A 22,994-nucleotide genomic window follows, 5' to 3' on the forward strand; every position below is an offset into this window, starting at 1 on the left:
GAATGATCGTGAGCGGTCAACTCCGCACACGTGGATGGGCGTCCACTTGCACATTTCGCGAATTGTTCGGCCTGGGCGGGGCGTCAAGCCTGGTATTCCTTTCGTGTGGGCGAATGTCACTGGCAACAGTGGGTTCAGCGGCCGCGGAAGGCGCGAGGACACGAAACTCCCCCTTGGTGCTTCGTGTCCTCGCGTGCCCTGTTGGCTACCTCGTTGGCGCTGTCGCCGATGTCTGCCGGTCGCCACAATGAGGGGCGGGGGTGGTGAGCAACATGGGTAGGAACCTTGAAGTCGCTGGCAGGTGCGGTAGAGACAGCAGTCCGGGCAGGATGCGATGAACGTCGAGTTCCGCCTGCTGGGGGAGGTGGAGGTCGTACTCGGCGGCCGCCGGGTATGGGCAGGGCACGCTCAGCAGCGCACCGTTCTGGCCATCTTGCTGGTCCAGGTCAACCACGCCGTTTCCGTGGATGAGCTCGTCGATGCCGTGTGGGGCGACGGGTTGCCGCGGCGACCGCGCGAGACGCTGTACGGGCATGTCTCGCGGCTGCGACGTCTGTTCGCCACCGTGGAGGGCGTCTCTATCCGCAAACAGCCCGGCGGTTACGTGCTGGACGCGGACCCGCTGCAGGTGGACCTGTACCGCTTCGACAGCCTGGTCAGCCAGGCACGCGCGTGCGACAGCGACGAAGGCTCGCTCGCGCTGATCGATGAGGCACTCGGCCTGTGGCGCGGCAAGCTATTGGCCGAATCGGACGCCCCGTGGTTGTGGCCGGTGCGTGAGCGACTGGAGAGGCAGCGTCTCGCCGTCGAGCTCGACCGCAACGACATAGAGTTGCGCCTGGGCGGACACGCCGGTCTGCTGGCGCGGCTGACCGCTCAGGTGACCGAGCAACCGCTCGATGAGCGCCTGGCAGGCCAGTTGATGCTGGCGCAGTACCGCTGCGGTCGCCAGGCCCAGGCGCTCAAGACTTATCGGCAGGTGTGTGACCGGCTCGGTGAGGAACTCGGTGTCACCCCGGCAGCCGACTTGCAGCAGGTCTACCAGCGGGTCCTGACCGCGGACTCGTCCCTTGTCGCACCGTCCCTCCAAGCCCCGGTGCCTCGGCAACTCCCCGCGGTGCCCATGGCCTTCATCGGCAGAGACGCGGAACTCGGCCACCTCGACGCGGCCCACCACAGCAACAACGGCGCTCCGGTGATCACCGCTGTCGGCGGGGCCGGCGGCATCGGGAAAACGTGGCTCGCACTGCGCTGGGCACACGACAACGTCGACCGGTTCCCCGACGGGCAGCTGTACGCCAATCTCCGCGGCTTCGACCCCACCGAGCCGCCGATTCCGGCGGCGACCATCCTGGCGGCGTTTCTTCGCTCTCTCGGTGTGCCGCTCCGCGACATCCCCGTAGATCACGACACCCGAGCGTCGTACTACCGCAGTCTGGTCGCTGACAAACAGATCTTGGTAGTGCTCGACAACGCCCGCGACAGGGCCCACGTCGAACCGCTACTGCCCGGGACCCCGTCCTGCCAGGTGCTCATCACCAGCCGCAACGACTTGACCAGCCTGGTGACCACGCATGGCGCACGGACCGTGCCGCTCGACTACCTCGGCGACGGCGACGGCCACGCGCTCCTCAGCGGCTATCTCGGCGCCGAGCGGATGGATGCGGAACCCGCCGCTGTCACGTCGCTGCTGCACCACTGTGGAGGCCTTCCCCTCGCGCTCGGCATCCTCGCCGCGCGTGCCGCCCGTCACCCGCACTTTCCTCTGGCGGTGCTGGCCGAGGAGCTCGCCGACGACACCACTCGGCTTGCCACTCTGCAGACCGGTGACCTGCACGCGGATCTCGGTGCCGTCATCGCGAGCTCGTACCGTGCGCTGGAAACGGAAACCGCCGACGTGTTCCAGCGCCTGGGGTACATGATCGGGCCGGACATCGGGCTCCCCGCGGCGGCGCGGCTCACCGAGCAGCCTCACTCACGGACACGAGCGATGCTGGACGAGCTGGAACGCCTGCACTTGGTGCAGCAGCATCAGCCTGGCCGCTATCGGATGCACGACCTGGTCCGGCTCTTCGCACGAAACATCGCCGACCCGGAACCGGACGCTGTCGGCCGGCTACTCGACTTCTACCTGACCGGCTCTGCCCAGGCTGCTGAACCGAGCCGCGATCAGCACATCCGCTGGCTGGAAACCGAGTACGACAACCTCGTGGCGGCAAGCGCCACCGCAGCCGAACACGGCTGGAACGACCACGCATGGCGGCTGGCCGACGCGCTGTGGTACTTCCGCTATGCCCGCGGGTATGGCGACGACTGGATCGACACCCTCGTCACCGCGCTACAGGCAGCTCGTCAGCTCGGCGACCGTACCGGTGAGGCGGCCACCCTGAAACAACTCGGCAACGCGTCCCTCCAGTGCGGACGACCTCATGATTCCCTCCGCTACGGCGAGAATGCCCTTGAGCGCTATCGCGCACTCGGGAACCTCCGGGGAAAGGCTGCCGTCTCGAACAATCTCGGAGTCGCTCACGCCCAGCTCGGCCACTACGCCGAGGCAGCCAAAAGTCTCCGAATGTCAGCTGCGCTGCATCGAGAAACCGGTGTCCTCCACCTGTACGCGTCAACTCAGGGCTGCCTGGGCACGGTGCTCGCACAGCTGGGGCACATCGATGAGGCCCTCCAGTGCGGTAAGGAAGCCCTGGCGGCTACGGAACTTCTGACAGCCACACACGACACCGCGAACGGAGCCAGTGAGCCGGACTTCAGCCTCGACTCTATCCGCGGATGCGTCCAGGGAAGCCACGGCGTCATTCTGCGGATCGCAGGTCGCTACGACGAGGCGCTAGCCCACCTTCGCAACGCTCTGATCTTCGTCCGCCGCATACGTGAAAAGACCTCCGAATGCAATGGACTCAACGAACTCGGCGAGACACTCCGGTGCGCCGGCCAACCCGCTGAGGCCCTCACAGCCTTCGAACAGGCGCTCGCACTCGGACGTTCAATGGTCTTCCCCTACGGAGCAGCAAAGGCCCACGCCGGGACCGCCAAGTGCGACGGTGCTCACGCCGATGAACATCGGACCGCCTCGATCAAGCTCTTCACCGAGATGGGAGTCCTTGACAACGAGATCCAGAGATTGACCAGGGGGCCGACTATAAGAGTCTCGCGATGAGCAGTCCGCCAGGCGCCTCAGCTGACGGCCTCGGGTTTGTGGAGTCGATGACTTGTCGTCTGGAAGGCTGTCGATCATGCCGAAGGCTTATTCCGCTGAGTTCATCGCCCCCCTCCCGTCTCGGCAACCCCACGCCTAACCCAAGGTGTCGGTGAGGTCGCAGAGTTGCCCTGACAGCCCCCGTAAGGCGGGATCGCGATCAGGTGCGGCTCAGGAGTCGCCTGGCTCCCGCGACGACAGCGGTCGCCAGCAACCACCCCGCGACCACCAAGGCCATCGCTACCACCTTGTCGGTACCAACGGGGTCCCACGCCTTCTCCTGGCCAAGGTCGACGATCGGCACCACCAGGTCGAGTGCGTAGACGAACGGATCCCAGGTGGGATGCTCGTGCTGCTTGAGTGGGCGCACGGGATGACCGGAGAACCACCATGCTCCGGTGCCGACTATGGCAGCAAGCCAGAGGAGTGCTCTTGCCGGCGCGAATCCATACCCGAACAACGCGTCTTGGGTCCGACCCCACACCCGCCCCGCGAAGTGCTGGTGATGCAGGAGATGACGTTCCCTGGTGAGCCGAACCGTCCGGGCGGAGCGTTCGTCACCCGCGCTCTGATAGTAGGCCGCCAGCCGCTCGAACGAGGCCGCACTCACCTCTGGATCGCGGGTGAGCCAGCCGATTCGCTCCCTGACCGCGAGGGACTCGGTGGCCCCGATCCGGTCGTATCCCAGTCCCTCCAAATCCAGATCGCCGTCGACGGGCCAGGTCGAGGCTGAATCGATCAGTGAGCTGACCCGTACGTCGCGCAGGATGAGGCGCCCGCTCGGAGCAGTGCGAGTGTCCAACCGCAGACGGGATGTCGTGAGTCTGGTGAGGTTCGCGGAGGTGGGCGATCCGCGCAGTTCGGAGTCGTGGAACGTGACGATGTTGCCCGCCCGCATGGCGAGCAGGTCGACTGGACCGGACGCGACGAACCCATATCCGGCGAAGAAGCCACCGCTCACCGTCACGATGCTCGCGTCGACCGCGCCGACCTCCGCCCCGTCGAGGACGATGGAGTTCTCCAGTTTCGCCTCCCAGAGGTTGATTCCCCCGGTCGCGCGGAGAGAATTGGCGATGAACGACCCGGATGCCTGTAGTCGCGGCGCGTAGATCGCCCACGGTTCGCCGGTGCGGATCGTGGACTTCGACAGTACGACGTCGCCCTCGACCCGGCTGCTCGTCAGTGTCACCGGAGCGACCACATCCCGGTCCGGCGTGCTTGTCGGAGTTTGCACCTGGTCGCCTCTGCGACTGCGGAATTCCTGCCAGGAAGACGTCGGCTCGTACTGGTTCGCCTGCCCTATCCGGGCCTGGTGCAGCACAAGGTCGCCGCCCAGCCGGGTGTTGGCGGCCAGGAGGGCGTCCATTTCGGTGCCGGACAGATCAACCGCACCGATGGTCGTGCCCGTGAGCACCAGCCCACCGGAGATCGCGCACCCCGTCAGATCCAGGTCGTAGGCCAGGCGGAGGTGAGACAGGTCGAGAGAGCCGGCGATGCGGAAATTGCGGATCCGCACGGGGTGCGGCAGCGACACCTTGGGCCGTGTGCAGGCCAGGAGGAGTTCTCGCACCTGCTCCGCGGTCATCGACTGGCTTCGGCCGACTCCGTCGATCCCGCCGTCGAGCACCGCTTTGAACAAGTGTCGCGCTTTTCCCCCTCGATGCAGCACTTTGTTCCCCTCGTTTCTGTCGATGGCGACTTTGTCAAAAGCGACCATGGCCCGGCGAACCACCGCTAATATATCGGGTGAAGGAAAAATGTTCGCGCGTGAAGTTCGTGGTTGGGCAAAAGCCGGACTTCGCGGCACGCTGACGAAACTCAGGCGGGTGTGGTGCAGGCATCAGAACATCCTTCCTGGTGACCGGTGGTCGCTTCAGGTGAGATGACCGGACAATCGGGGGAAGTTCGTCTGCGTCCTCGGCGATTTCAGTGGCCAGTTCCTCCTCGGCTGCGGCGTGGCGCGGCAGCGATCCATTCGTAGAACCCGGGTCGTCGCACACCCAGGACCCGGTACAACAGCGCGACACCGAAGGTGGCGCGGTGTTCGGAAATGAACCGGTAGCTACAGGCCAACGACCCATCTCCTTCGCGAAAGGCGGCCGCTTTCCGCAGAATCTCCTTTTCCACCTCCAGTTCCGTCACTCGCTTACGTAGCGACCGCAACTCGTCCTGATCGGCATCGCCCGACGCGGCGGACGGCTGCCCGGACTGCTTCTCAGCGGTCTTGACTTAGCTACGCAAGGTCTCGTGGTTCACACCCAACTCACGGGACGACCTGACGCAACGGGACGGTCAGAGGTGCGGATCAACTCCACCGCATCAGCGCGGAACTGCCCGGGAGACTTCGACGAACGTGACACCAGAACATCCTCCCCCAGAAAAACTGTCTGGGCTCAAGTGTCCGGCCCGAAGGGGAATCTCAGTTTTCGGCACGCACAGCGTCAGCCGAGGGCCTGTCCGTCCCGTCGCGAGCGACTGCGCAAGCCACTCGCGATTTTGCGGAGCTGGCCGCGTTTTTCCGGTTGTTGCGGTGGTGTCTGGAAAGTTCGGTAGTGCTGTTTGGTGACGCACAGGATGACGGCGTGCATGAAGCTTTCGCGGTCTGGCACTTGCACTGCCCAGCGTTCGTCGGTGCGGGTGTTCCACAGCACGCCTGTTTGGTGGCCGCTCATGACGAGGTAGAGCGCCAGTCGGAGGAATGGCGCGGTCGAGTTCGGAGACGAACTCGAGTTCGAAGACCTGGCCGTCGTGCACGGCGTCGGCGACGCCCACGAACGTGATCGGTGTCGCTGTCGCTGTCGGTGAGGCGACAGCCGTGCCTGAGAGATCCATCGGTACCTGTGCCGAGTGGCGATGACGCAGCGTTTCAAGCGGGGTGACCGGGTTCGCTGGAACAGCCACGGCGGAGAAGCCGAAGGCGTGGTCCTGAAGGAGATCATTCACAAGCCCGACGTGCTCGAGAAGATCTGAACGAGCTGATGAATCTCGCCGAACGTCGACTCAGCGGCCTGGGAGATCTGCGAGCACGGCCCGGGCGGCCCGTTGCCCCGAAACGAGTGCGCCCTGGATCGATGGGGTGTCGCGGTGATCGCCGCAGACGTAACGGCCATCGCTGACACGGACAGGGCGGCGTAGTGGGGCTCCGGCGGGGAAGACCGGTAAGGCTCGTGGCACGGCGTACGCATGCAGCAGTTCCCATTCGCTGGTGTCGGTCCGGTAAATGCGGGTCAGGCGTTCGCGAACTCGTGCTTCGAGGTGGACCTCGGACCGGCCGGGCACCGACGCGGCAATGAGCGAGGAGCCCTCGGGAGCGTATTCCGGCGCGATCTCGCTGATGACCGCGGTGTGGAGCAGAAGGTCGGTCGTGCCGTCGAGAAGCAGTGTCGGCGAGCGCAGGGGAGCGGTGTCGGCGCGATAGTAGAACGTGGTGACCGCGTGCCACTCCGGCGCCTCGATACCCGGAAGCAGGCGAGAGGCGGCGTCGCCGTCGGTGGCGACGATAACGGCGTTCGCGGTCAGGTGTTCGCCGGAACTCGTGCGGACGCCGCCGTCGGTGACTTCGCCGACCGCGATGCCCGTGCGGATCGTTTCGGTCGGCAGGCCCGCCGCCAGTGATCGGGGGAGAGTCTGCATTCCGTGGGCGGGCAGGGCGCCGCCGCCACGGAGGAAACTCCGCCACAGTAAGTGAAAGAGCCGTGAAGAGGTGTTCAGCGCCGGGTCCAGGAACACCCCGGCAAGGAACGGTCGCAGGACCTCCTCGATCGTGCTCGCCGACAGCCCCCAGTGCATGAACTCTTCCGCGGTCGTCCGCTGAGCGTCCTTGCGCACGACCGAGTTCGGAGCCAAGGCGTCGCGCAGGACCAGCCTGGTCATGCGGAGGGCATCGCCCGGATGGTGCATGGCGAACTGGGCGAGTCCTCGAATCGCGGGAAGGCCGTGCCAGGGACCTGCCAGCCAGCGGTGGCCGTCGGGGAGGGTGGCTATGGTGCCGCGCGTGAACTTCCGCAGCTGCAGGTCGTCTTCCGTGATCAGCCGCCGCACCGCCGGGTAGGCGGGGAGCAATACCTGGAAACCTCGATCGAGGCGGAAGCCGTCGACTTCGTCCGTGCGGACGCGGCCACCGACGTCGTCGTCCGCTTCGAGCACGATGACCCGGACACCTGTTCGGTGAAGACGGGTCGCCGCGCTCAGCCCGGCGAGCCCCGCTCCCACGACGATGACATCGGACGCTGTGGTCATCTATCTCTCCCTTCTCTCATGTGGGAGTGCCCCGTACGCGCTAGATCAACACCATCTCGCGATCGAGCGGCGCCGATCACACCTGTACTCCGCTGAAATACCGTGACTGGGCCAGGCGGTTCAGCACGCCGATCCGGACGCGGTTGGGCACCGACCGAGGACGCTGCTCGACGTCCGCTTCTTAGCTTGGCGAGCTTGGTGACAGCGGCGTTCAGGCTGATTTCCAGGCCGTCGACTTCGCCGAGCCACCCGTAGGCACGTGCCTCGGTGATGCGCTCGCGCAGGTTCTGGACGATCTCGGCCAGGCGTTGTGCTTGGCGGGGGTCGACTCGGAGGACGGGGCAGCGGATGCAGGCGTTCTCGTGCCGGCAGGGGGTGCCGTAGGGACGGCCGCAGGTGCCGAGTTCGAGTTTACGCAGCTCGAAGTGCTGCTGGAACTCACGCCATTCCTCATCGGTCGGATCACGGTATTCCTCCGCAGGCCGGACTGTTCGTCGGCGGTCGAGGAAGCCCCGGTAGGCGCGGATGACATCGTCCTGGAAGACGGCGAGATAGGCTTGTGTGGTGGTCAGTGTTTTATGACCGAGAAGGCGTGCGGCGATGTGAACGGGGGAGACCGCCGGTGACGGTCTCGGTGGCGAACATGCGACGGAAGCCGTGCGGGGTGTAGCGAAGCGGTTTCCCGGCTTGATCGCGGATACGGGTGCGGTGGATCGCGACGCGCAGAAGCCGGGCGATCGTCGAGGTGCTCATCACCTCGGCTTGCCAATATGGGCGGCGTTGGAACAGGTGCGGCAGCGACGGCCCAGTCACACGTTCGTGTGGGTCGTAGCGGGGGACCAGAGGTACTTTGCCGAAGTTCGCGTCGCGGAGCTGGAGCTGCCGCCGAGCATCGCGATCTTCTACGAAGAGCTGATCGACAGTCACAGCTTCGCCTTTTCATCGTCCTTTGACGACTGAAGCCCCGCCCCTCCGAGGAGGAGCAGGGCTTCTGACCTGCGAAAACAGATGGTGCGCGATACTGGGATTGAACCAGTGACCTCTTCCGTGTCAGGGAAGCGCTCTCCCGCTGAGCTAATCGCGCGAGGTGGAGACGGGATTCGAACCCGTGTACACGGCTTTGCAGGCCGTTGCCTCGCCTCTCGGCCACTCCACCGTGTCAGGCCCGAGAAGGCCTTCCGAGCGGATGACGGGATTCGAACCCGCGACCCTCACCTTGGCAAGGTGATGCGCTACCAGCTGCGCTACATCCGCACATCCTCGGTTCGGTTCGAGAGTTTCTACCTCGCGGTTTTGCCTCTCACCCCGTCGCCGTGGTGTGTGTGAACACTATCCGACCCCGAAATCGACTCTGCAACCGGGGTGCCACTTGCTGTTCGCAAGCCCGTCATCAGGACAGATCGTTGGGGATGAGGTGCGTGAGGGCGTCGTCGACGTCGACCCACAGGTGCTCGTTGCCCGGCAGCACGACGTCGTAGGTCCTGTCGAGGAAGTCGGCCAGCTCCTGAGCGGACGCCTCGAACATGGCGTGCCCGGACGGCGAGTTCAGTTCGATCAGGACGGACTCGGGGTCTTCGACGGAGGGGCGGATGCGTACGTCGCCGTCGCCCGCGTCGGCCAGCAGACCGTCCGCGAGGAGGTCGCGCGCGTAGACCCACTCGACCCAGCCGGCGCGGCCGGTGCGGAAGGCGGCGACGACCGCGTAGGGGTCGCGTGTGTCGTATCGCAGTTCCACCTTGACCGGAACCGCGGGTGTCCGCGGCGCCAGGAGGTCGAACACCGCCGTCGAGCGGAGCGTCACGTGATCGTTGCGCATCGTCCTACCCTTCGTCTCCTTCCCGGCCCGGTCGAACCGAGTGGCGATGATGTGACGCATCGGCCGGGCGATCGGAACGCGGTTTTGCCGCAGATCACCCGGACGGGGTCATCGGACCCCGGGTCCCTACTTCGTCACCCCATCATCACCCGCGCGACGCGCAGCCCTACATGCGCCCTGCAGGCAGTCCACATGTACATACTGCGCGGTTTAGTCGTCACGCGATAGCACCGTCGCACGAATGTCGAAACGCGTCGCGGGCGCCCCCCGGCCCTGACAACCCCGGCTAGCTCGTGGTTGTTCGCTCCGTATTTGCTGGTGAGCGGAGTGTGGTCGGCGCGAACCACCCGTTTGCAGGCCCCCTAAAGTCGTGAGGTAGAGTCGGCCGGACACCGCGAGCGGGCGATTAGCTCAGCGGGAGAGCGCTTCGTTCACACCGAAGAGGTCGCTGGTTCGATCCCAGTATCGCCCACCGGATGAAGGCCCTGGACCACTCGGTCCGGGGCCTTGATTCATTCTCGGACACTGTCGGCGGCGAGCCGTCCGGCGGCATTCGATCCCCAGGTCGGACGCGGGTTATGTGGGGGCGGTACTTCTACCGTCGCGGGCGGGCGCGTCGATGCGGCCGAATCGCCCTGGTGCGAGGGCGACGGCAGGGAGAGCCGGTTCGAAGATCTTCGGTGGCGACGGTTCCGACCGGTGTGGACATTCGTCGGAAACCACGTGTCGCGCGACGAAAACGTCGTGTGAGCCATCCGCCGAGACGACATTGTGATCCTCGGCACTTCGCACCCCGTGAGAAGGTCCAGACCACCTTCGAAGTGATGCGGGGCACGGGAGACCGGCTCACCCGTCCGGCTCCGGGGGAGGGGGTGCCGTGATGCTGACGTGATGTGACGAAACGCCACTCCGGTGACCGATTGACAAGGTAGGTCCGCGCGCAGTGAGCGCGCCTCCCCCGCCGTGGTGCTCCGGAGGTGTGAAATCCACTGTGGACCGGCCGGAGATCGACTTCGGTAGACCGTCCACTGTGGAGTTTTCGGGGCTGTTCGGCCGTTCGGGCGCGTGGTGCTCCAAGTGGCCGGGAAAGCCGGGAATTCGTGACTACTTTGCGTAGTTGTTCGGCGGATACGGTCTATTACGCATCGTCATCATCTTGTTATCAACACGGCATTCATTTGCCTGAAGCTCGGACAGGGTGTGGCTGGAAATCCTTGTAACGACGGCCGGAGAGTTGCCGATACCTTGGCGTGTGTCGCCCCATCGGCCGCTGAGGAACCTTGAGAATCGATCACTCTTCGAAATCGCTCTCATTTACTCAGCGTGTTGGTCCGGCGTTCGGGAATCCCCACTCCGGGAGGTCTGATGGAAGAGTCGGTGCGGCCGTCGTCCACCGTTAACGGGACGCCGCAGCACATCGACCTTCAGTCGATCCCGCGTCCCCCGCAAAGGGACGCGGGCAGCGCCGCGGCAGTCGACACCACGTCGGCACGGCCGCCTTACGCGGCTTGGGAATCGCGCTACCGTGCCTGGGTCATCGGTAGTGACGTTTTCACCGCCTTCGCGCTCATCGTGATGAGCGCCTTCTTGATCGATCGATCCGATCCGCACGACATGCACGCGCTCGGCACCGCCGCCGCCTTCTTGTTCGGGTTGTCGGTCTGCCGGGCCTGGAGTCCGCGAGTCCTCGGCGAGGGCGCGGAGGAGTACCGGACGCTGGGCCGTGGCCTGGTGGCCACCGCGGTCCTCGTCGCGCTGGGCGGTCTGCTCTTCGGGGCGCTCGCCGTGCAGCCGTGGGTCTTCATCGTCGTCCCGATGATCTCGGTCTTCATGTTCCTGCAGCGGTACGCGCTGAGACAGGTGCTGCACCGGCGCAGGCGGCTCGGTGAGTGCCTGCTGCCCGTGCTCGCGGCGGGAAGCCCCGACACGGTCGCCGATCTCATCGCCCGCACCAAGGCCGACCCCCATGTCGGCTGGCGGGTGGAAGCCGTCTGCACGTACAGCGGCGCCGGCGCGGAGCGGGGCAGCGGCGAGGTGGAAGGCGTCCCGGTCGTCGGGAAGCTCGACGAGCTCGCGGGCCACGTCCGCCGTGGCGGCTACCGGGTGGTCGCCGTGACCGCGGATCAGCACTGGAACCCGAAACGCCTGCAGCGGCTCGCCTGGGACCTCGAAGGGACCTCCGCCGAGATGGTGGTCGCCCCGATGCTGATGGAGGTGGCCGGACCCCGGCTGAACGTCTCCGGGGTGCTCGGCATGCCACTGCTGCGGGTCACCGCGCCGATGTTCACCGGCGGCCGCCGTCTGGTGAAGGAAGTGCTCGACCGGTTCGGCTCCACGCTGCTCCTCACCCTCGTTTCCCCGCTGCTGCTGGCGATCGCGATCGCGATCAAGCTCGACGACCGCGGCCCGGTGATCTACCGCCAGCGCCGGGTGGGCCGCGACGGGCACACCTTCACCATGCTGAAGTTCCGCACGATGGTCACCAACGCCGACAAGCTCAAGCAGGACCTGCAGTCGGACAACGAGGGGGCCGGACCGCTGTTCAAAATGCGCAAGGATCCGCGGGTCACGCGGGTCGGCGGCATGCTTCGCCGGTACTCGCTCGACGAGCTGCCGCAGCTGTTCAACGTCGCGAGCGGGCGTATGTCGCTCGTCGGTCCCCGCCCGCCGTTGCCGGAGGAGACCGCGAAGTACGCCCCCGACGCGCGCCGCCGTCTGCTGGTCAAGCCGGGGTTGACCGGGCTCTGGCAGGTCAGCGGCCGCAGCGACCTCAGCTGGGCCGAGAGCATCCGCCTCGACCTGCGCTATGTCGAGGACTGGTCGCTCGCGCTGGACCTGGTCATCCTCTGGAAGACTTTCCGGGCCGTGGTGCAAGGGCGAGGGGCCTACTGACCTTTTCGCCGTGTCGGCCGCCGTTCCCTCCGGGACGGCGGCCGATTCTTGTGATCGACCGCACACGCAGAGGTAGTTGAACCAGAAATAGTCAAGCGCTCAACTATGTTGTGACGAGTACAGGAAGCGTACGGAAGGAAGATCCACCCATGACCACCAGCGTTGAGTCGGCCGAGACCCTGAACCTCCCGCAGGACGTGCAGGACCTGCTGTTCCGCGAGGCCCGCACCGCGAACAACTTCAGCGACGAGCCGGTGACCGACGAGCAGATCCGCGCGATCTACGAACTGGTCAAGTGGGCCCCGACGTCGATGAACAACCAGCCGCTGCGCGCGCTGGTGATCCGGACCGAAGAGGGCAAGAAGCGCCTCTCCCCGTTGATGTCCGAGGGCAACCGCGCGAAGACCGAGGCCGCTCCGGTGACCGTCGTGCTCGCCGCCGACACCGAGTTCCACGAGAACCTCCCGCGCGTGTTCCCGCACTTCCCCGGCGCGAAGGACCTGTTCGCCGACGAGGCGGGCCGCACCGAGACCGCCAAGCTCAACGCGCTGCTGCAGGTCGGCTACTTCATCATCGGCGTCCGCGCCGCCGGGCTGGCCGCCGGCCCGATGACCGGCTTCGACCGCGAAGGCATCGACAAGGAGTTCTTCGCGGACAAGCCGTGGAAGTCCCTTGTCGTGATCAACGTCGGCAAGCCGGGCGAGAACCCCTGGTTCGACCGCCTGCCGCGGCTGGACTTCGACGAGGTCGTCGAGACCGTCTGACCTCGTCGCTCGATACGCGAAGGCCTTCTTCCGATGGGAAGGAGGCCTTCGTGGTCGTTGGGGTAATGCGCGTGAGACCTGTCATGGCTGACGACTAACATCACAGCAAAGTTGTACAACTTAGCCAAGGAGATCATCGTGTCCCAGCCGTCGTCAGTAGCAGCCGCAACCGCCTCGCGCGTGGTGGTACCGGCGGGCACTACGGCGGGCACCGCGGTCCGCGAAGCCGGGCTGCCGACCAAGGGGCCGGACACGATCGTCGTCGTGCGCGACGCCGAGGGCAACCTCCGCGATCTGGCCTGGGCTCCGGAGTCCGAGGTCGAGGTCGAAGCCGTCGCGGCGAACACCGACGACGGCCGCAGCGTCATCCGCCACTCGGCCGCCCACGTGCTCGCCCAGGCCGTGCAGCAGCAGTTCCCGCAGGCCAAGCTCGGCATCGGCCCGCCGGTCAGGGACGGTTTCTACTACGACTTCGCCGTCGACACCCCGTTCACCCCGGAAGACCTGCAGGCGCTGGAAAAGCGCATGAAGCAGATCGTGAAGGGTTCGCAGCAGTTCTCCCGCCGCGTCTTCGACTCGGTCGACGAGGCGAAGAAGGAACTGGCCGACGAGCCGTTCAAGCTCGAACTGGTCGACCTGAAGTCCGAAGACTCCACAGTGGACACCTCCGAGGTGATGGAGGTCGGCGGCGGCGAGCTGACCATCTACGACAACCTCGACCCGCGCACCAAGGAGCGCGTGTGGAGCGACCTCTGCCGCGGCCCGCACGTGCCGACCACCAAGTTCATCCCGGCGTTCAAGCTCACCCGCGTCGCCGCCGCGTACTGGCGCGGTGACGACAAGAACCCGCAGCTGCAGCGGATCTACGGCACCGCATGGGAATCCGCCGAGGCGCAGGACGTCTACCTGGAGCGCCTCGCCGAGGCCGAGCGGCGCGATCACCGCAAGCTCGGTGTCGAGCTGGACCTCTTCTCCTTCCCCGACGAGATCGGCTCGGGGCTGCCGGTGTTCCACCCCAAGGGCGGGATCATCCGGCAGGAGATGGAGAACTACTCGCGTCAGCGGCACGTCGAGGCGGGGTACGACTTCGTCTACTCGCCGCACATCACCAAGGGCGCGCTCTTCGAGACCTCCGGTCACCTCGACTGGTACCGCGACGGCATGTACCCGGCGATGCACCTCGACGCCGAGCACAACGAGGACGGCACTGTCCGCAAGCCCGGCCAGGACTACTACCTCAAGCCGATGAACTGCCCGTTCCACGACCTGATCTTCCGTTCGCGCGGGCGTTCCTACCGGGAGCTGCCGCTGCGGATGTTCGAGTTCGGCTCGGTGTACCGCTACGAGAAGTCCGGCGTGATCCACGGGCTCACCCGTGTCCGGGGCATGACGCAGGACGACGCGCACATCTTCTGCACCCTGGAGCAGGTCCCCGGTGAGCTGAAGTCCCTTTTGGACTTCGTGCTGAACCTGTTGCGCGACTACGGTCTCGACGACTTCTACCTCGAACTGTCCACCCGGAACGAAGAGAAGTACATCGGCTCGGAAGAGGTCTGGGCCGAGGCGACCGAGGTGCTGCGCACCGCCGCCGTGGACTCCGGGCTCGAACTGGTGCCGGACCCGGGTGGCGCGGCGTTCTACGGGCCGAAGATCTCCGTGCAGGCCAAGGACGCGCTGGGCCGCACCTGGCAGATGTCGACCATCCAGCTGGACTTCATGCTGCCCGAGAAGTTCGAGCTCGAGTACACCGCCGGTGACGGCAGTCGTCAGCGCCCAGTGATGATCCACCGCGCGCTGTTCGGCTCGATCGAGCGGTTCTTCGGCGTGCTGACCGAGCACTACGCGGGCGCGTTCCCGGCGTGGCTGTCGCCGGTCCAGGTGGTCGGCATCCCGATCACCGAGGGCCAGGTGGAGCACCTGCGCGGGGTCGAGAAGGCGCTGCGGTCCAAGGGGATCCGGGTGAACGTCGACGCGAGCGACGACCGGATGCAGAAGAAGATCCGCACCCACACCACGCAGAAGGTGCCCTTCATGCTCCTGGCGGGCGCCAAGGACGTCGAGGCGGGCGCGGTGTCGTTCCGGTTCCGCGACGGCGGCCAGATCAACGGCATCCCGGTGGCCGACGCGGTCGAGGCGATCGCCGGCTGGGTCCAGCGCCGCGAGAACTCCTCGCCGACCGTGGCGGGCTTGGAGGCGGTCCTCCGGTGACGGGCCCCGATGGCCCCGAAGTCGTCGGACAGGACGGTGTCGGGGTTCCCGACGCGTTGCAGCGCCTGTGGACCCCGCATCGGCTCGCCTACGTCCAGGGATCGAAGCGACCCGACGAGGGCTGCCCGTTCTGTCATCTTCCCGAGAAGAGCGACGAGGACGCGCTGATCCTCGCGCGCGGGAAGACGGTGTACGCGGTGCTGAACCTGTACCCGTACAACCCCGGCCACCTGATGGCCGTGCCGTACCGCCATGTCGCGGACTACACGGATCTGACGCCGGGGGAGACCGTCGAGGTGGCGGAGTTCACCCAGCGCGCGATGCGCGTGATCAGGGAAGTGTCTTCGGCGCACGGGTTCAACATCGGGATGAACCAGGGCGTGATCGCCGGCGCCGGGATCGCCGCGCATCTGCATCAGCACGTGGTGCCGCGGTGGGGTGGCGACGCGAACTTCATGCCGGTGATCGGGCACACGAAGGTGCTGCCGCAGCTGCTGGGGGAGACGCGGCAACTGCTGGCGGACGCCTGGTAGGTCTTGTTCCGCTGAGGCTCCCAAATCCGTGAAGGCCTCCTTGAGGGACCCAGAGTCCCTCAAGGAGGCCTTCACGGATTTGCCGGGGCAGCGCGAGTCAGGCGTTGAGCGCGGCCTGCAGCTCGATGTCGATCTTGACCTTCTCGGACAGGAAGGCGTTGCCCTCCGGGCCGATGCCGAAGTCGCGGCGGTTCACGGTGGCGCTGGCCGAGACGCCGAGGGTGGTGGCGTTGTCGTTGGCCGGGTTGGTGCCGATGCCGTTGAACTCGGCTTCGAGCGAGACCGGGACGCTCTTGCCGCGCCAGGTGAGCTCGCCGTCGATGACGTAGTCGCCGCCGTCCTCGCGGATGCCGGTCGAGCGGAAGGTGATGACCGGGTGCTCGTCGACGTGGAAGAAGTCCTCTGACTTGAGGTGCGTGTCACGCCCGTCGACACCGCTGGCGACCGACGAGGCGTCGATCTCGACGGTGACCGTGGAGTCGAGGATGTTGTCCGCGGTGACGACCTCGCCGGTGAAGGCGGTGAAGTTGCCGCGGGACTTCGCCAGGCCGAGGTGCTTCACGGTGTAGGCGATGTCCGAGTGGGCGGTGTCGACGGTCCACTTGCCTGCGACGTAGCCCGGGATTTCGGTGGTGGTCATGAAGTCGATCTCCAAAAGTCTCTGGTCTGGCTGTGGTGAACCCTCGTCTGGTTGAGCGCTCAACCACGACTGTAGCGCAGTTTGGTTGAGCGTTCAACCAGGGGTAGAATGAGTGACATGTCCGAACCCCGATGGCTCTCCGACGAGGAGCAAAAAGTCTGGCGTGACTTCTCCGAGGCCACGCGGATGCTGCAAGCGCATCTGGAGGGCCAGCTCCAGCACGAGGCGGGCATGCCCCACACCTACTACGAGGTGCTCGTGGCCCTGTCCGAGGCGCCGGGCCGCAGGCTGCGGATGAGTGAACTCGCCGACGCGCGCAAGGCGTCGCGCAGCAGGCTCTCGCACGCGGTCGCGCGGCTCGAGGCCAACGGCTGGGTGCACCGTGAGTCCTGCCCCACCGACAAGCGCGGTTCCTGGGCGGTGCTGACCGCCGAGGGTTTCGCCGCGCTGGAGAAGGCCGCGCCCGGGCACGTCGAGGCCGTCCGGGAGAGCCTCTTCGACCCGCTGACCCCCGAACAGGTGAAGGCGCTCGGGGAGATCAGTGCCGCCGTCCTGGGGCGGCTGTCGCCGAAATGTGCCGCCGCGGAGGCGGAACTGGCACTGCGGGAAGACAATCTCGCCGAGTTCGGAGAGACGGCCGAACTGGCCAAAGCGGACTGAGCGAAAGCCTGTCCAGGGCGGGCACGACGACGGGTGTCGGTGCGGGTGGATAGGCTTCGGACGCCCAACCGACCCTGCTGCTTAGGTGCACCTGAAGAACCGATGCTCAACATTTTCGCGCGCGCCTCCGTTTCCCGCGTCACCGACCCCATGGGGAAGGTGCTCGTGCGCGCCGGCCTGACCCCGAACGCGATGACCGTCATCGGCACGGCCGGGGCGGTGCTCTGCGCGCTCGTGTTCTTCCCGAACGACATGCTGCTGTGGGGCACCTTCACCGTCTGGGGCTTCGCGATGCTGGACCTGCTCGACGGCGCGATGGCCCGCGCCCGCGGGTACGGCACGGCGTTCGGGGCCGTCCTCGACGCGACCTGCGACAGACTGGTCGACGGCGCGCTGTTCGCCGCGATCGCGTGGTGGTGCTTCGTCCACGACGACAACCGCCCGGCCGCGGCCGCCGCGCTGATCTGCCTGGTGCTCGCGCAGGTCATCTCGTACGTCAAGGCCCGCGCCGAGGCTTCCGGGCTGGAGGCCGACGGCGGTCTCGTCGAGCGCGCGGAACGGCTGATCATCGCCCTGGTGGGAACCGGACTGCACGGTCTGGGCGTTCCGTACACCGTGGACATCACCCTCTGGCTGCTCGCGGTGCTTTCCGTGATCACCCTTCTGCAGCGGACGGCCGCGGTGGCCAAGGCCGCGAGGGCCGCCAAGGCGGCCGGGCCACCCGCCACGGAAGGCGGCTCATGACCGGGTTCTCGCAGCGGCTGGGCGACTTCGGCTACGCGGCGGGCTGGCGGCTCGCGCGCTGGCTGCCGGAGCAGGTCGGCTCGGTGACCTTCGGCCTCGGCGCCGACCTCGCCGTCCGGCGGGACGGCGGAGGGGTGCGCCAGCTGCGGAGCAACCTCGCCAGGGTCGTGCCCCAGGCCGACGGCGTCGAACTCGACGAACTGACCCGCCGTGCGATGCGGTCCTACGCTCGCTACTGGCACGAGATGTTCCGGCTGCCTTCGATGGACCATAAGGAGGTCAGCCGCAAGGTCGCCCAGTCGATCACCGGGGTCGAGAACCTCGACGCCGCCCTAGCCGAGGGCAACGGCGCGGTGATGGCGCTGCCGCACAGCGGGAACTGGGACGCGGCGGGTGTCTGGCTCGCGGACTACCTCGGCGGCTTCACCACGGTCGCGGAGCGGCTGAAACCCGAATCGCTGTACCAGCGGTTCGTGTCCTATCGCGAATCCCTCGGTTTCGAGATCGTGCCGCTGACCGGCGACAGTTCCGCGATGCGCGTGCTGCTCAAGCGGCTGCGGGAGAACAAGGCGATCTGCCTGGTGGGCGACAGGGACCTGACGAACTCCGGGGTGCCGGTCAAGTTCTTCGGCGAGCAGACCAAGATGCCGGGCGGCCCGGCCCGGCTGGCCGCCACCACCGGTGCCGCGCTGATCCCGGCGGGCTGCTGGTTCACCGAGGACGGCTGGCAGATCCGGCTGCACCCGAGGATCAGGGTCACGAACCGGTCCGAGGTCCCGGCCGCCACCCAGGCGCTGGCGGACATCTTCGCCGGTGACATCGCCGCGCATCCGGCCGATTGGCACATGATGCAGAAGTTCTGGCTCACCGACTTCGAAGCCGGGGAACAAGCCGCCCTCGGCGAAGCGAGTTGAGCCGATGGCTCAGGCGCGCGTCATGAAGATCGGGATCGTCTGCCCCTACTCGTTCGACGTGCCGGGCGGCGTCCAGGGGCACGTCATCGACCTGGCCAAGGCGCTTCTCGCTCGGGGGCACGAGGTTTCGGTGCTCGCGCCGGCGGACGAGGACTCCGACGTCCCGGATTTCGTCGTCCCCGCGGGGAAGGCGCTCGGCATCCCGTACAACGGCTCGGTCGCTCGGCTGCAGTTCGGCCCGGTGTCCTACGCCCGGGTGCGGCGGTGGATCCGTGACGGCGACTTCGACGTCCTCCACCTCCACGAGCCCGCCGCGCCGAGTCTTTCCCTGCTCGCGCTGAAGGTCGCGGACGGCCCGATCGTGGCGACCTTCCACACCGCGACGACGCGTTCGCGCACGCTGGCGGCGTTCCAGCCGGTGCTGCGGCCGCTGCTGGAGAAGATCACCGCGCGGATCGCTGTGTCGGCGCTGGCCCGCCGGGTCCAGGTCGAGCACGCCGGGGGAGACGCGGTCGAGGTGCCCAACGGCGTCGACGTCGACTTCTTCTCCCGCGCGCTTCCGTTGGACGGCTACCCGCGGGCGGGCGGCACGGTCGGGTTCGTCGGGCGGTACACCGAGCCTCGCAAGGGGATGGGTGTGCTGCTGGAGGCGCTGCGGATGCTGCTGCCGGAGTTCGAGGACCTGCGGATGCTGGTCGTCGGCCGCGGCGACGCCGATCAGCTCCGCCGTGAAGCGGGGCCGGAACTGGCGTCGCATATCGATCTGCTGGGCCAGGTCGACCACGAGACGAAGGCACGGGCGCTGCGCAGCGTCGACGTCTACTGCGCGCCGAACACGGGCGGCGAGAGTTTCGGGATGATCCTCACCGAGGCGATGGCGGCGGGCACCCCGGTGCTGGCGAGCGGCCTGGACTCCTTCCGCCGGGTCCTCGACGACGGCAAGGCCGGGATGCTGACCGAAACCGGCGACGCGGCGGCGCTGGCCGACGGGTTGCGTGAGCTGCTCGGCGATCCGGCACGGCGGGCGTCGCTCGCGGCGGCCGCGGGGGAGCGGGTCGCGATGTTCGACTGGTCCGTGGTCACCACGCAGGTCTTGCGCGTGTACGAGGCGGCGATCGCCGCCGACCCCCGGCGGGTCGGCGCGGGTGAACGCGAGTTCAGCCGATGACGACCTGGGTGTGGATCGGCGGCCTGGTGGCCGTGATCGTGGTGCTGGGCGGGCTGTTCCTGCTCGCGACGGCGAACCGGCTGGACCGGCTGCACGTCCGGATGGACGCGGGCTGGGCGGCGCTCGACGCGGCCCTCGCGCGCCGCGCCGTCGTCGCCAGGGCGGCCGCGGTGATCCTGGAGGACGAAGAGCTGCGCGCGCTGGGCGAGCGGGCCGAGCACGCCGAGCGCCCGGATCGCGAAGGCGAGGAGAGCGAACTGACGTTGCGACTGGCGCATGTCGACCGGACGGCCTTGCCCGCCCCCTTGACCGAAGAGCTGAACGACGCCGAGCACCGCGTCGTCATCGCGCGGCGGGTGCACAACGACGCCGTCCGGGACACACTGCATCTACGGCGGCGCCGAAAGGTCCGGTACTTCGGCCTCGCCGGTACCGCCAGGCTCCCGGAGTACTTCGAAATCGCCGAACCCGACGTGTAGGAGGACTGCCCCATGACCGAGCGGGTACTGGTCGCCGTGTTCGCGACGCCGGTGGCGTCCTTCCTCCTGCGCTACGGCAAGGACCTCGGGTACACGCCGGTGTTGTTCGATCCGGACGGCGCACGGGCGACAGACGTCGAGGGCGGCTTCGAGGCCGTCTCGACGGTGCCGGACCTCGGAGCGGACGCCGACGTGGTCGTCACCGATCACGACCGGCCCGAACTCGGCGAAGTGCTCAAAGCGGTGCTCGACCGCCCGGCCCGGTGGGTCGGCGTGCTGGGCAACCCGCGCCACGCCGGCCCGCATGTCGTCGCGCTCCAGGCGCTGGACGTTCCGGCCGCCGAGATCGCCCGCGTGCATCGCCCGGTCGGGCTGAACATCGGCTCGCGTACGCCGCCGGAGATCGCCATCGCCACCCTGGCCGGGCTGCTCGCCGACCGGAACGGGCGTCCCGGCGGTTTCGAGTTCTAGAGCGCCACCGCTCCTTCCGGCATCGGCTCGAAGCGGGCGTGCTTGCGGGTGAAGGTCGCCGTGCCCGAGGTCAGCGAACGCAGGTCGATCGCGTAGCGCAGTAGTTCCGCCGCGGGGACCTCGGCGCGGATGACCGTGCGGCCGCCTTCACCCGATTCGGTGCCGAGAACGCGGCCTCGCCGGGACGAGAGATCACCCAGCACGGTGCCCAGATGCTCGTCCGGAAGCCGCACCGCCACCTCTTCGAGTGGCTCCAGCAACGCGATCTTCCCGGCCGCGGCCGCCTCCTTCAGCGCCAGCGCGCCCGCCGTCTGGAACGCGGCGTCCGACGAGTCGACGCTGTGCGCCTTGCCGTCGACCAGGGTCACCCGGATGTCGATCAGCGGGTGGCCGTCGACCAGCCCTCGCTGGGCCTGCGCCCGGACTCCCTTCTCGACGCTGGGGATGAACTGGTGCGGCACCGAACCGCCGACGACCTTGTCCACGAATTCGAAGCCGGAACCCCGTGGCAGCGGTTGGACTTCGATGTCGCAGACGGCGAACTGGCCGTGGCCGCCGGATTGCTTGACGTGCCGCCCGTGCCCGCGGCCCGGCCCGGCGAAGGTCGACCGCAGGCTGATGCGGACGGGTTCGGTGTCCACGTCGGCGCCTCCCGCGCGCAGCCGCGACAGCACGACGTCGGCGTGGGCCTCGCCCATGCACCACAGCACGAGCTGGTTCGTCTCGGCGTTGCGGTCCAGCCGCAGGGTCGGGTCGCCCGCGACGAGCCGGGAAAGGTTGCGCGCCAGCGTGTCCTCGTCGCTGCGTGTCTTCGCGATGACGGCGACCGGAAGCAGCGGTTCCGGCATCGTCCACGGTTTCATGATCAGCGGGTCTTCGGGGGAGGAGACGGTGTCGCCCGTCTCGGCCGAGCCGACCTTGGTGAGCGCGCAGAGGTCGCCCGCGACGCAGTACGGGACTTCGCGCAGGTTCGCGCCGAGCGGCGAGTACAGATGCGCGACCCGCTCGTCGGCGTCGTGATCCTCGTGCCCGCGTTCGGCGAGCCCGTGGCCGGAGACGTGCACCGGGCGTTCCGGGCGAAGCGTCCCGGAGAACACCCGCACCAGCGACACCCGGCCGACGTAGGAGTCGACAGCGGTCCGGACGACCTCGGCGGCCAGCGGGCCGTCGGGATCGGCGCGGAGAAGCGCGTGCGGCTCGCCGGTGGGTGAGGTGACCTCCGGCGGGACGTGCTCCAGCGGTGAGGGGAAGGCACGGACGATCCCGTCGAGGACTTCGGCGAGCCCGACCCCCGTCGTCGCGCACACCGGGATCACCGGATGGAAGGACCCGCGGGCGACCGCGGTCTCGAGGTCGGCGATCAGCGTGTCCTCGGCGATCTCCTCACCGGAGAGGTACCGGTCCATCAACGACTCGTCCTCGCTCTCGGCGATGACGCCTTCGATCAGTTCGTTGCGGGCCTCGGTCAGCCGGGCGAGATCGTTCCCGTCCGGCTCGCCGACTTCGGGCGGGAAGCCGTGCGAATAGTCGAAGTAGCGGCGCGTGATGAGCCCGACGAGACCGTCACGAGCGGGTAGGTACAGCGGCAGGACGCCGGCCCCGAAGGCCTCCTGGCAGGCCGCGATCTCGCCCTCGGGGTCGGCGCGGTGATGGTCGAGCCGGGAGACGACCACCGCCCTCGGCATCCCGACGGCCGCGCACTCCTCCCAGACCGCGATCGTGGCCGCGTCGACGCCTTCGGCCGCGCAGACCACGAACAGCGCCGCGTCGGCGGCGCGGAGCCCGGCCCGCAGTTCGCCGACGAAATCGGCGTACCCGGGGGTGTCGATGAGGTTGATCTTGTGGCCCTGGTGCAGCACCGGCGCGACCGAGAGGCCGACCGACCGCTGCTGCCGGACCGCGGCGGGATCGTGGTCGCACACCGTGGTGCCCTCCACGACCGAGCCCGCCCGCGTCACCGTGCCGGACGCGGCGAGCAGTGCTTCGGCGAGTGTCGTCTTGCCGGATCCCGACGGGCCGACCAGGACGACGTTGCGCACTTTCGCCGGGTCGTCCACAGCGACGGCGGCCCCGGAGTCTCCGTTCTTGCTCTGTTTCTCGGCCATGCCGGTCTCCTCACCACACGACGCCGCGAACAGTGTGTCCTCGATCACACACCCGCGACCGCCGTCGCGGCAAGGCGACCGGCGAGGGACCCCCCGAATGTCGACCCGGCGCTATGCTCGATGGCGGACACCCGGAGGCGTATCCGAACC

Annotated in this window: 20 protein-coding genes and 4 tRNA genes; 15 read left to right on the plus strand and 9 right to left on the minus strand. The window is 67.5% G+C overall.

Annotated elements, in window-relative coordinates; translation table 11 throughout:
- Positions 1-334: 334 nt before the first annotated feature.
- Positions 335-3,172, plus strand: coding sequence for a BTAD domain-containing putative transcriptional regulator (locus tag ACLJRM_RS20200; RefSeq protein ID WP_410663950.1), 2,838 nt, complete (start codon positions 335-337; stop codon positions 3,170-3,172).
- 199 nt (positions 3,173-3,371) lie between these two features.
- On the opposite strand, the gene ACLJRM_RS20205 is transcribed toward ACLJRM_RS20200, so the two are convergent.
- Together ACLJRM_RS20205 and ACLJRM_RS20210 are read right to left on the minus strand one after the other, a co-directional pair.
- The gene (locus ACLJRM_RS20205) at positions 3,372-4,943 is read right to left on the minus strand and encodes a hypothetical protein (protein WP_410663951.1); all 1,572 of its coding nucleotides are present in this window, start codon (positions 4,941-4,943) and stop codon (positions 3,372-3,374) included.
- A gap of 709 nt (positions 4,944-5,652) precedes the next feature.
- Positions 5,653-5,862: a hypothetical protein gene (locus ACLJRM_RS20210; RefSeq protein WP_410663952.1), complete on the minus strand. Its 210-nt coding sequence runs from the start codon at positions 5,860-5,862 to the stop codon at positions 5,653-5,655.
- Positions 5,863-6,064: 202 nt separating this feature from the next.
- Here ACLJRM_RS20210 and ACLJRM_RS20215 point away from each other — a divergent pair, with 202 nt between their 5' ends.
- Complete coding sequence (locus tag ACLJRM_RS20215; protein WP_410664102.1) at positions 6,065-6,181, plus strand: HVA1 family protein; 117 nt, start codon at positions 6,065-6,067, stop codon at positions 6,179-6,181.
- 30 nt (positions 6,182-6,211) lie between these two features.
- Here the strand turns inward: ACLJRM_RS20215 and ACLJRM_RS20220 are convergent, their stop codons facing one another.
- A complete protein-coding gene (locus ACLJRM_RS20220) occupies positions 6,212-7,450 on the minus strand; it encodes an NAD(P)/FAD-dependent oxidoreductase (protein ID WP_410663953.1) in 1,239 nt (412 codons plus the stop codon).
- A gap of 425 nt (positions 7,451-7,875) precedes the next feature.
- Between ACLJRM_RS20220 and ACLJRM_RS20225 the strand changes: the two genes are divergently transcribed.
- The gene (locus tag ACLJRM_RS20225; RefSeq protein ID WP_410663954.1) at positions 7,876-8,076 is read left to right on the plus strand and encodes a hypothetical protein; all 201 of its coding nucleotides are present in this window, start codon (positions 7,876-7,878) and stop codon (positions 8,074-8,076) included.
- A 61-nt stretch (positions 8,077-8,137) separates the two neighbouring features.
- The gene (locus ACLJRM_RS20230; protein WP_410663955.1) at positions 8,138-8,410 is read left to right on the plus strand and encodes a hypothetical protein; all 273 of its coding nucleotides are present in this window, start codon (positions 8,138-8,140) and stop codon (positions 8,408-8,410) included.
- A 49-nt stretch (positions 8,411-8,459) separates the two neighbouring features.
- On the opposite strand, the gene ACLJRM_RS20235 is transcribed toward ACLJRM_RS20230, so the two are convergent.
- The 4 genes from ACLJRM_RS20235 to ACLJRM_RS20250 all read right to left on the minus strand — a co-directional run bounded on the left by ACLJRM_RS20235 (position 8,460) and on the right by ACLJRM_RS20250 (position 9,266).
- Positions 8,460-8,534, minus strand: a tRNA-Val gene (locus ACLJRM_RS20235).
- 1 nt (position 8,535) lies between these two features.
- Positions 8,536-8,606, minus strand: a tRNA-Cys gene (locus ACLJRM_RS20240).
- A gap of 25 nt (positions 8,607-8,631) precedes the next feature.
- Positions 8,632-8,704, minus strand: a tRNA-Gly gene (locus ACLJRM_RS20245).
- A 136-nt stretch (positions 8,705-8,840) separates the two neighbouring features.
- Entirely contained in the window at positions 8,841-9,266 is a 426-nt protein-coding gene (locus ACLJRM_RS20250) for an SsgA family sporulation/cell division regulator (protein WP_020672550.1), read from the minus strand.
- A 400-nt stretch (positions 9,267-9,666) separates the two neighbouring features.
- Between ACLJRM_RS20250 and ACLJRM_RS20255 the strand changes: the two genes are divergently transcribed.
- From ACLJRM_RS20255 to ACLJRM_RS20275, 5 genes are all read left to right on the plus strand, one after another.
- Positions 9,667-9,738, plus strand: a tRNA-Val gene (locus tag ACLJRM_RS20255).
- Positions 9,739-10,631: 893 nt separating this feature from the next.
- On the plus strand, positions 10,632-12,158 hold the full coding sequence (locus tag ACLJRM_RS20260) for a sugar transferase (RefSeq protein WP_168214300.1): 1,527 nt from the start codon (positions 10,632-10,634) through the stop codon (positions 12,156-12,158).
- Between the two features lie 149 nt (positions 12,159-12,307).
- On the plus strand, positions 12,308-12,922 hold the full coding sequence (locus ACLJRM_RS20265; protein WP_410663956.1) for a malonic semialdehyde reductase: 615 nt from the start codon (positions 12,308-12,310) through the stop codon (positions 12,920-12,922).
- Between the two features lie 138 nt (positions 12,923-13,060).
- Positions 13,061-15,130: a threonine--tRNA ligase gene (gene thrS / locus ACLJRM_RS20270; RefSeq protein ID WP_101607332.1), complete on the plus strand. Its 2,070-nt coding sequence runs from the start codon at positions 13,061-13,063 to the stop codon at positions 15,128-15,130.
- On the plus strand, positions 15,127-15,663 hold the full coding sequence (locus ACLJRM_RS20275; RefSeq protein WP_410663957.1) for an HIT family protein: 537 nt from the start codon (positions 15,127-15,129) through the stop codon (positions 15,661-15,663). The genes thrS and ACLJRM_RS20275 overlap by 4 nt, the downstream gene beginning before the upstream one ends.
- Before the next feature lie 97 nt (positions 15,664-15,760).
- Here the strand turns inward: ACLJRM_RS20275 and ACLJRM_RS20280 are convergent, their stop codons facing one another.
- Complete coding sequence (locus tag ACLJRM_RS20280; protein WP_101613142.1) at positions 15,761-16,303, minus strand: YceI family protein; 543 nt, start codon at positions 16,301-16,303, stop codon at positions 15,761-15,763.
- Positions 16,304-16,420: 117 nt separating this feature from the next.
- Between ACLJRM_RS20280 and ACLJRM_RS20285 the strand changes: the two genes are divergently transcribed.
- The 6 genes from ACLJRM_RS20285 to ACLJRM_RS20310 all read left to right on the plus strand — a co-directional run bounded on the left by ACLJRM_RS20285 (position 16,421) and on the right by ACLJRM_RS20310 (position 20,739).
- Positions 16,421-16,963, plus strand: a complete 543-nt coding sequence (locus ACLJRM_RS20285; RefSeq protein ID WP_410663958.1) for a MarR family winged helix-turn-helix transcriptional regulator — start codon at positions 16,421-16,423, stop codon at positions 16,961-16,963.
- Between the two features lie 102 nt (positions 16,964-17,065).
- Positions 17,066-17,707, plus strand: coding sequence for a phosphatidylinositol phosphate synthase (pgsA, locus tag ACLJRM_RS20290; RefSeq protein WP_101607335.1), 642 nt, complete (start codon positions 17,066-17,068; stop codon positions 17,705-17,707).
- Positions 17,704-18,621 (plus strand): phosphatidylinositol mannoside acyltransferase, encoded by a 918-nt coding sequence (locus tag ACLJRM_RS20295; protein WP_410663959.1) that lies wholly within the window; start codon positions 17,704-17,706, stop codon positions 18,619-18,621. Before pgsA ends, ACLJRM_RS20295 begins: the two co-directional genes overlap by 4 nt.
- Positions 18,622-18,643: 22 nt before the next feature.
- Positions 18,644-19,789 carry a glycosyltransferase family 4 protein gene (locus ACLJRM_RS20300; protein WP_410663960.1) on the plus strand — a complete coding sequence of 382 codons (1,146 nt, stop codon included), beginning with the start codon at positions 18,644-18,646 and terminating at the stop codon, positions 19,787-19,789.
- Positions 19,786-20,268 carry an NUDIX hydrolase gene (locus ACLJRM_RS20305; protein ID WP_410663961.1) on the plus strand — a complete coding sequence of 161 codons (483 nt, stop codon included), beginning with the start codon at positions 19,786-19,788 and terminating at the stop codon, positions 20,266-20,268. The genes ACLJRM_RS20300 and ACLJRM_RS20305 overlap by 4 nt, the downstream gene beginning before the upstream one ends.
- A 12-nt stretch (positions 20,269-20,280) precedes the next feature.
- Complete coding sequence (locus ACLJRM_RS20310) at positions 20,281-20,739, plus strand: XdhC family protein (RefSeq protein WP_101607338.1); 459 nt, start codon at positions 20,281-20,283, stop codon at positions 20,737-20,739.
- Here the strand turns inward: ACLJRM_RS20310 and ACLJRM_RS20315 are convergent.
- Entirely contained in the window at positions 20,736-22,844 is a 2,109-nt protein-coding gene (locus tag ACLJRM_RS20315) for an elongation factor G-like protein EF-G2 (protein ID WP_101613144.1), read from the minus strand. The two genes, ACLJRM_RS20310 and ACLJRM_RS20315, sit on opposite strands and share 4 nt — an antisense overlap.
- Positions 22,845-22,994: the final 150 nt, after the last annotated feature.

This window comes from Amycolatopsis sp. lyj-84, assembly GCF_046549075.1.
In the GTDB taxonomy this organism is placed as follows: Bacteria; Actinomycetota; Actinomycetes; order Mycobacteriales; family Pseudonocardiaceae; genus Amycolatopsis.

What these genes read in the sequence shown, in the direction of transcription:
- ACLJRM_RS20285 (WP_410663958.1), top strand. Translation starts at nt 16,421, where the DNA reads ATGTCCGAACCCCGATGGCTCTCCGACGAGGAGCAAAAAGTCTGGCGT.
- ACLJRM_RS20220 (WP_410663953.1), bottom strand. Translation starts at nt 7,450, where the DNA reads ATGACCACAGCGTCCGATGTCATCGTCGTGGGAGCGGGGCTCGCCGGG.
- ACLJRM_RS20295 (WP_410663959.1), top strand. Translation starts at nt 17,704, where the DNA reads ATGACCGGGTTCTCGCAGCGGCTGGGCGACTTCGGCTACGCGGCGGGC.
- ACLJRM_RS20310 (WP_101607338.1), top strand. Translation starts at nt 20,281, where the DNA reads ATGACCGAGCGGGTACTGGTCGCCGTGTTCGCGACGCCGGTGGCGTCC.
- ACLJRM_RS20265 (WP_410663956.1), top strand. Translation starts at nt 12,308, where the DNA reads ATGACCACCAGCGTTGAGTCGGCCGAGACCCTGAACCTCCCGCAGGAC.
- ACLJRM_RS20260 (WP_168214300.1), top strand. Translation starts at nt 10,632, where the DNA reads ATGGAAGAGTCGGTGCGGCCGTCGTCCACCGTTAACGGGACGCCGCAG.
- ACLJRM_RS20200 (WP_410663950.1), top strand. Translation starts at nt 335, where the DNA reads ATGAACGTCGAGTTCCGCCTGCTGGGGGAGGTGGAGGTCGTACTCGGC.
- ACLJRM_RS20300 (WP_410663960.1), top strand. Translation starts at nt 18,644, where the DNA reads ATGAAGATCGGGATCGTCTGCCCCTACTCGTTCGACGTGCCGGGCGGC.
- ACLJRM_RS20280 (WP_101613142.1), bottom strand. Translation starts at nt 16,303, where the DNA reads ATGACCACCACCGAAATCCCGGGCTACGTCGCAGGCAAGTGGACCGTC.
- ACLJRM_RS20250 (WP_020672550.1), bottom strand. Translation starts at nt 9,266, where the DNA reads ATGCGCAACGATCACGTGACGCTCCGCTCGACGGCGGTGTTCGACCTC.
- pgsA (WP_101607335.1), top strand. Translation starts at nt 17,066, where the DNA reads ATGCTCAACATTTTCGCGCGCGCCTCCGTTTCCCGCGTCACCGACCCC.
- ACLJRM_RS20215 (WP_410664102.1), top strand. Translation starts at nt 6,065, where the DNA reads ATGACGCAGCGTTTCAAGCGGGGTGACCGGGTTCGCTGGAACAGCCAC.
- ACLJRM_RS20305 (WP_410663961.1), top strand. Translation starts at nt 19,786, where the DNA reads ATGACGACCTGGGTGTGGATCGGCGGCCTGGTGGCCGTGATCGTGGTG.
- ACLJRM_RS20315 (WP_101613144.1), bottom strand. Translation starts at nt 22,844, where the DNA reads ATGGCCGAGAAACAGAGCAAGAACGGAGACTCCGGGGCCGCCGTCGCT.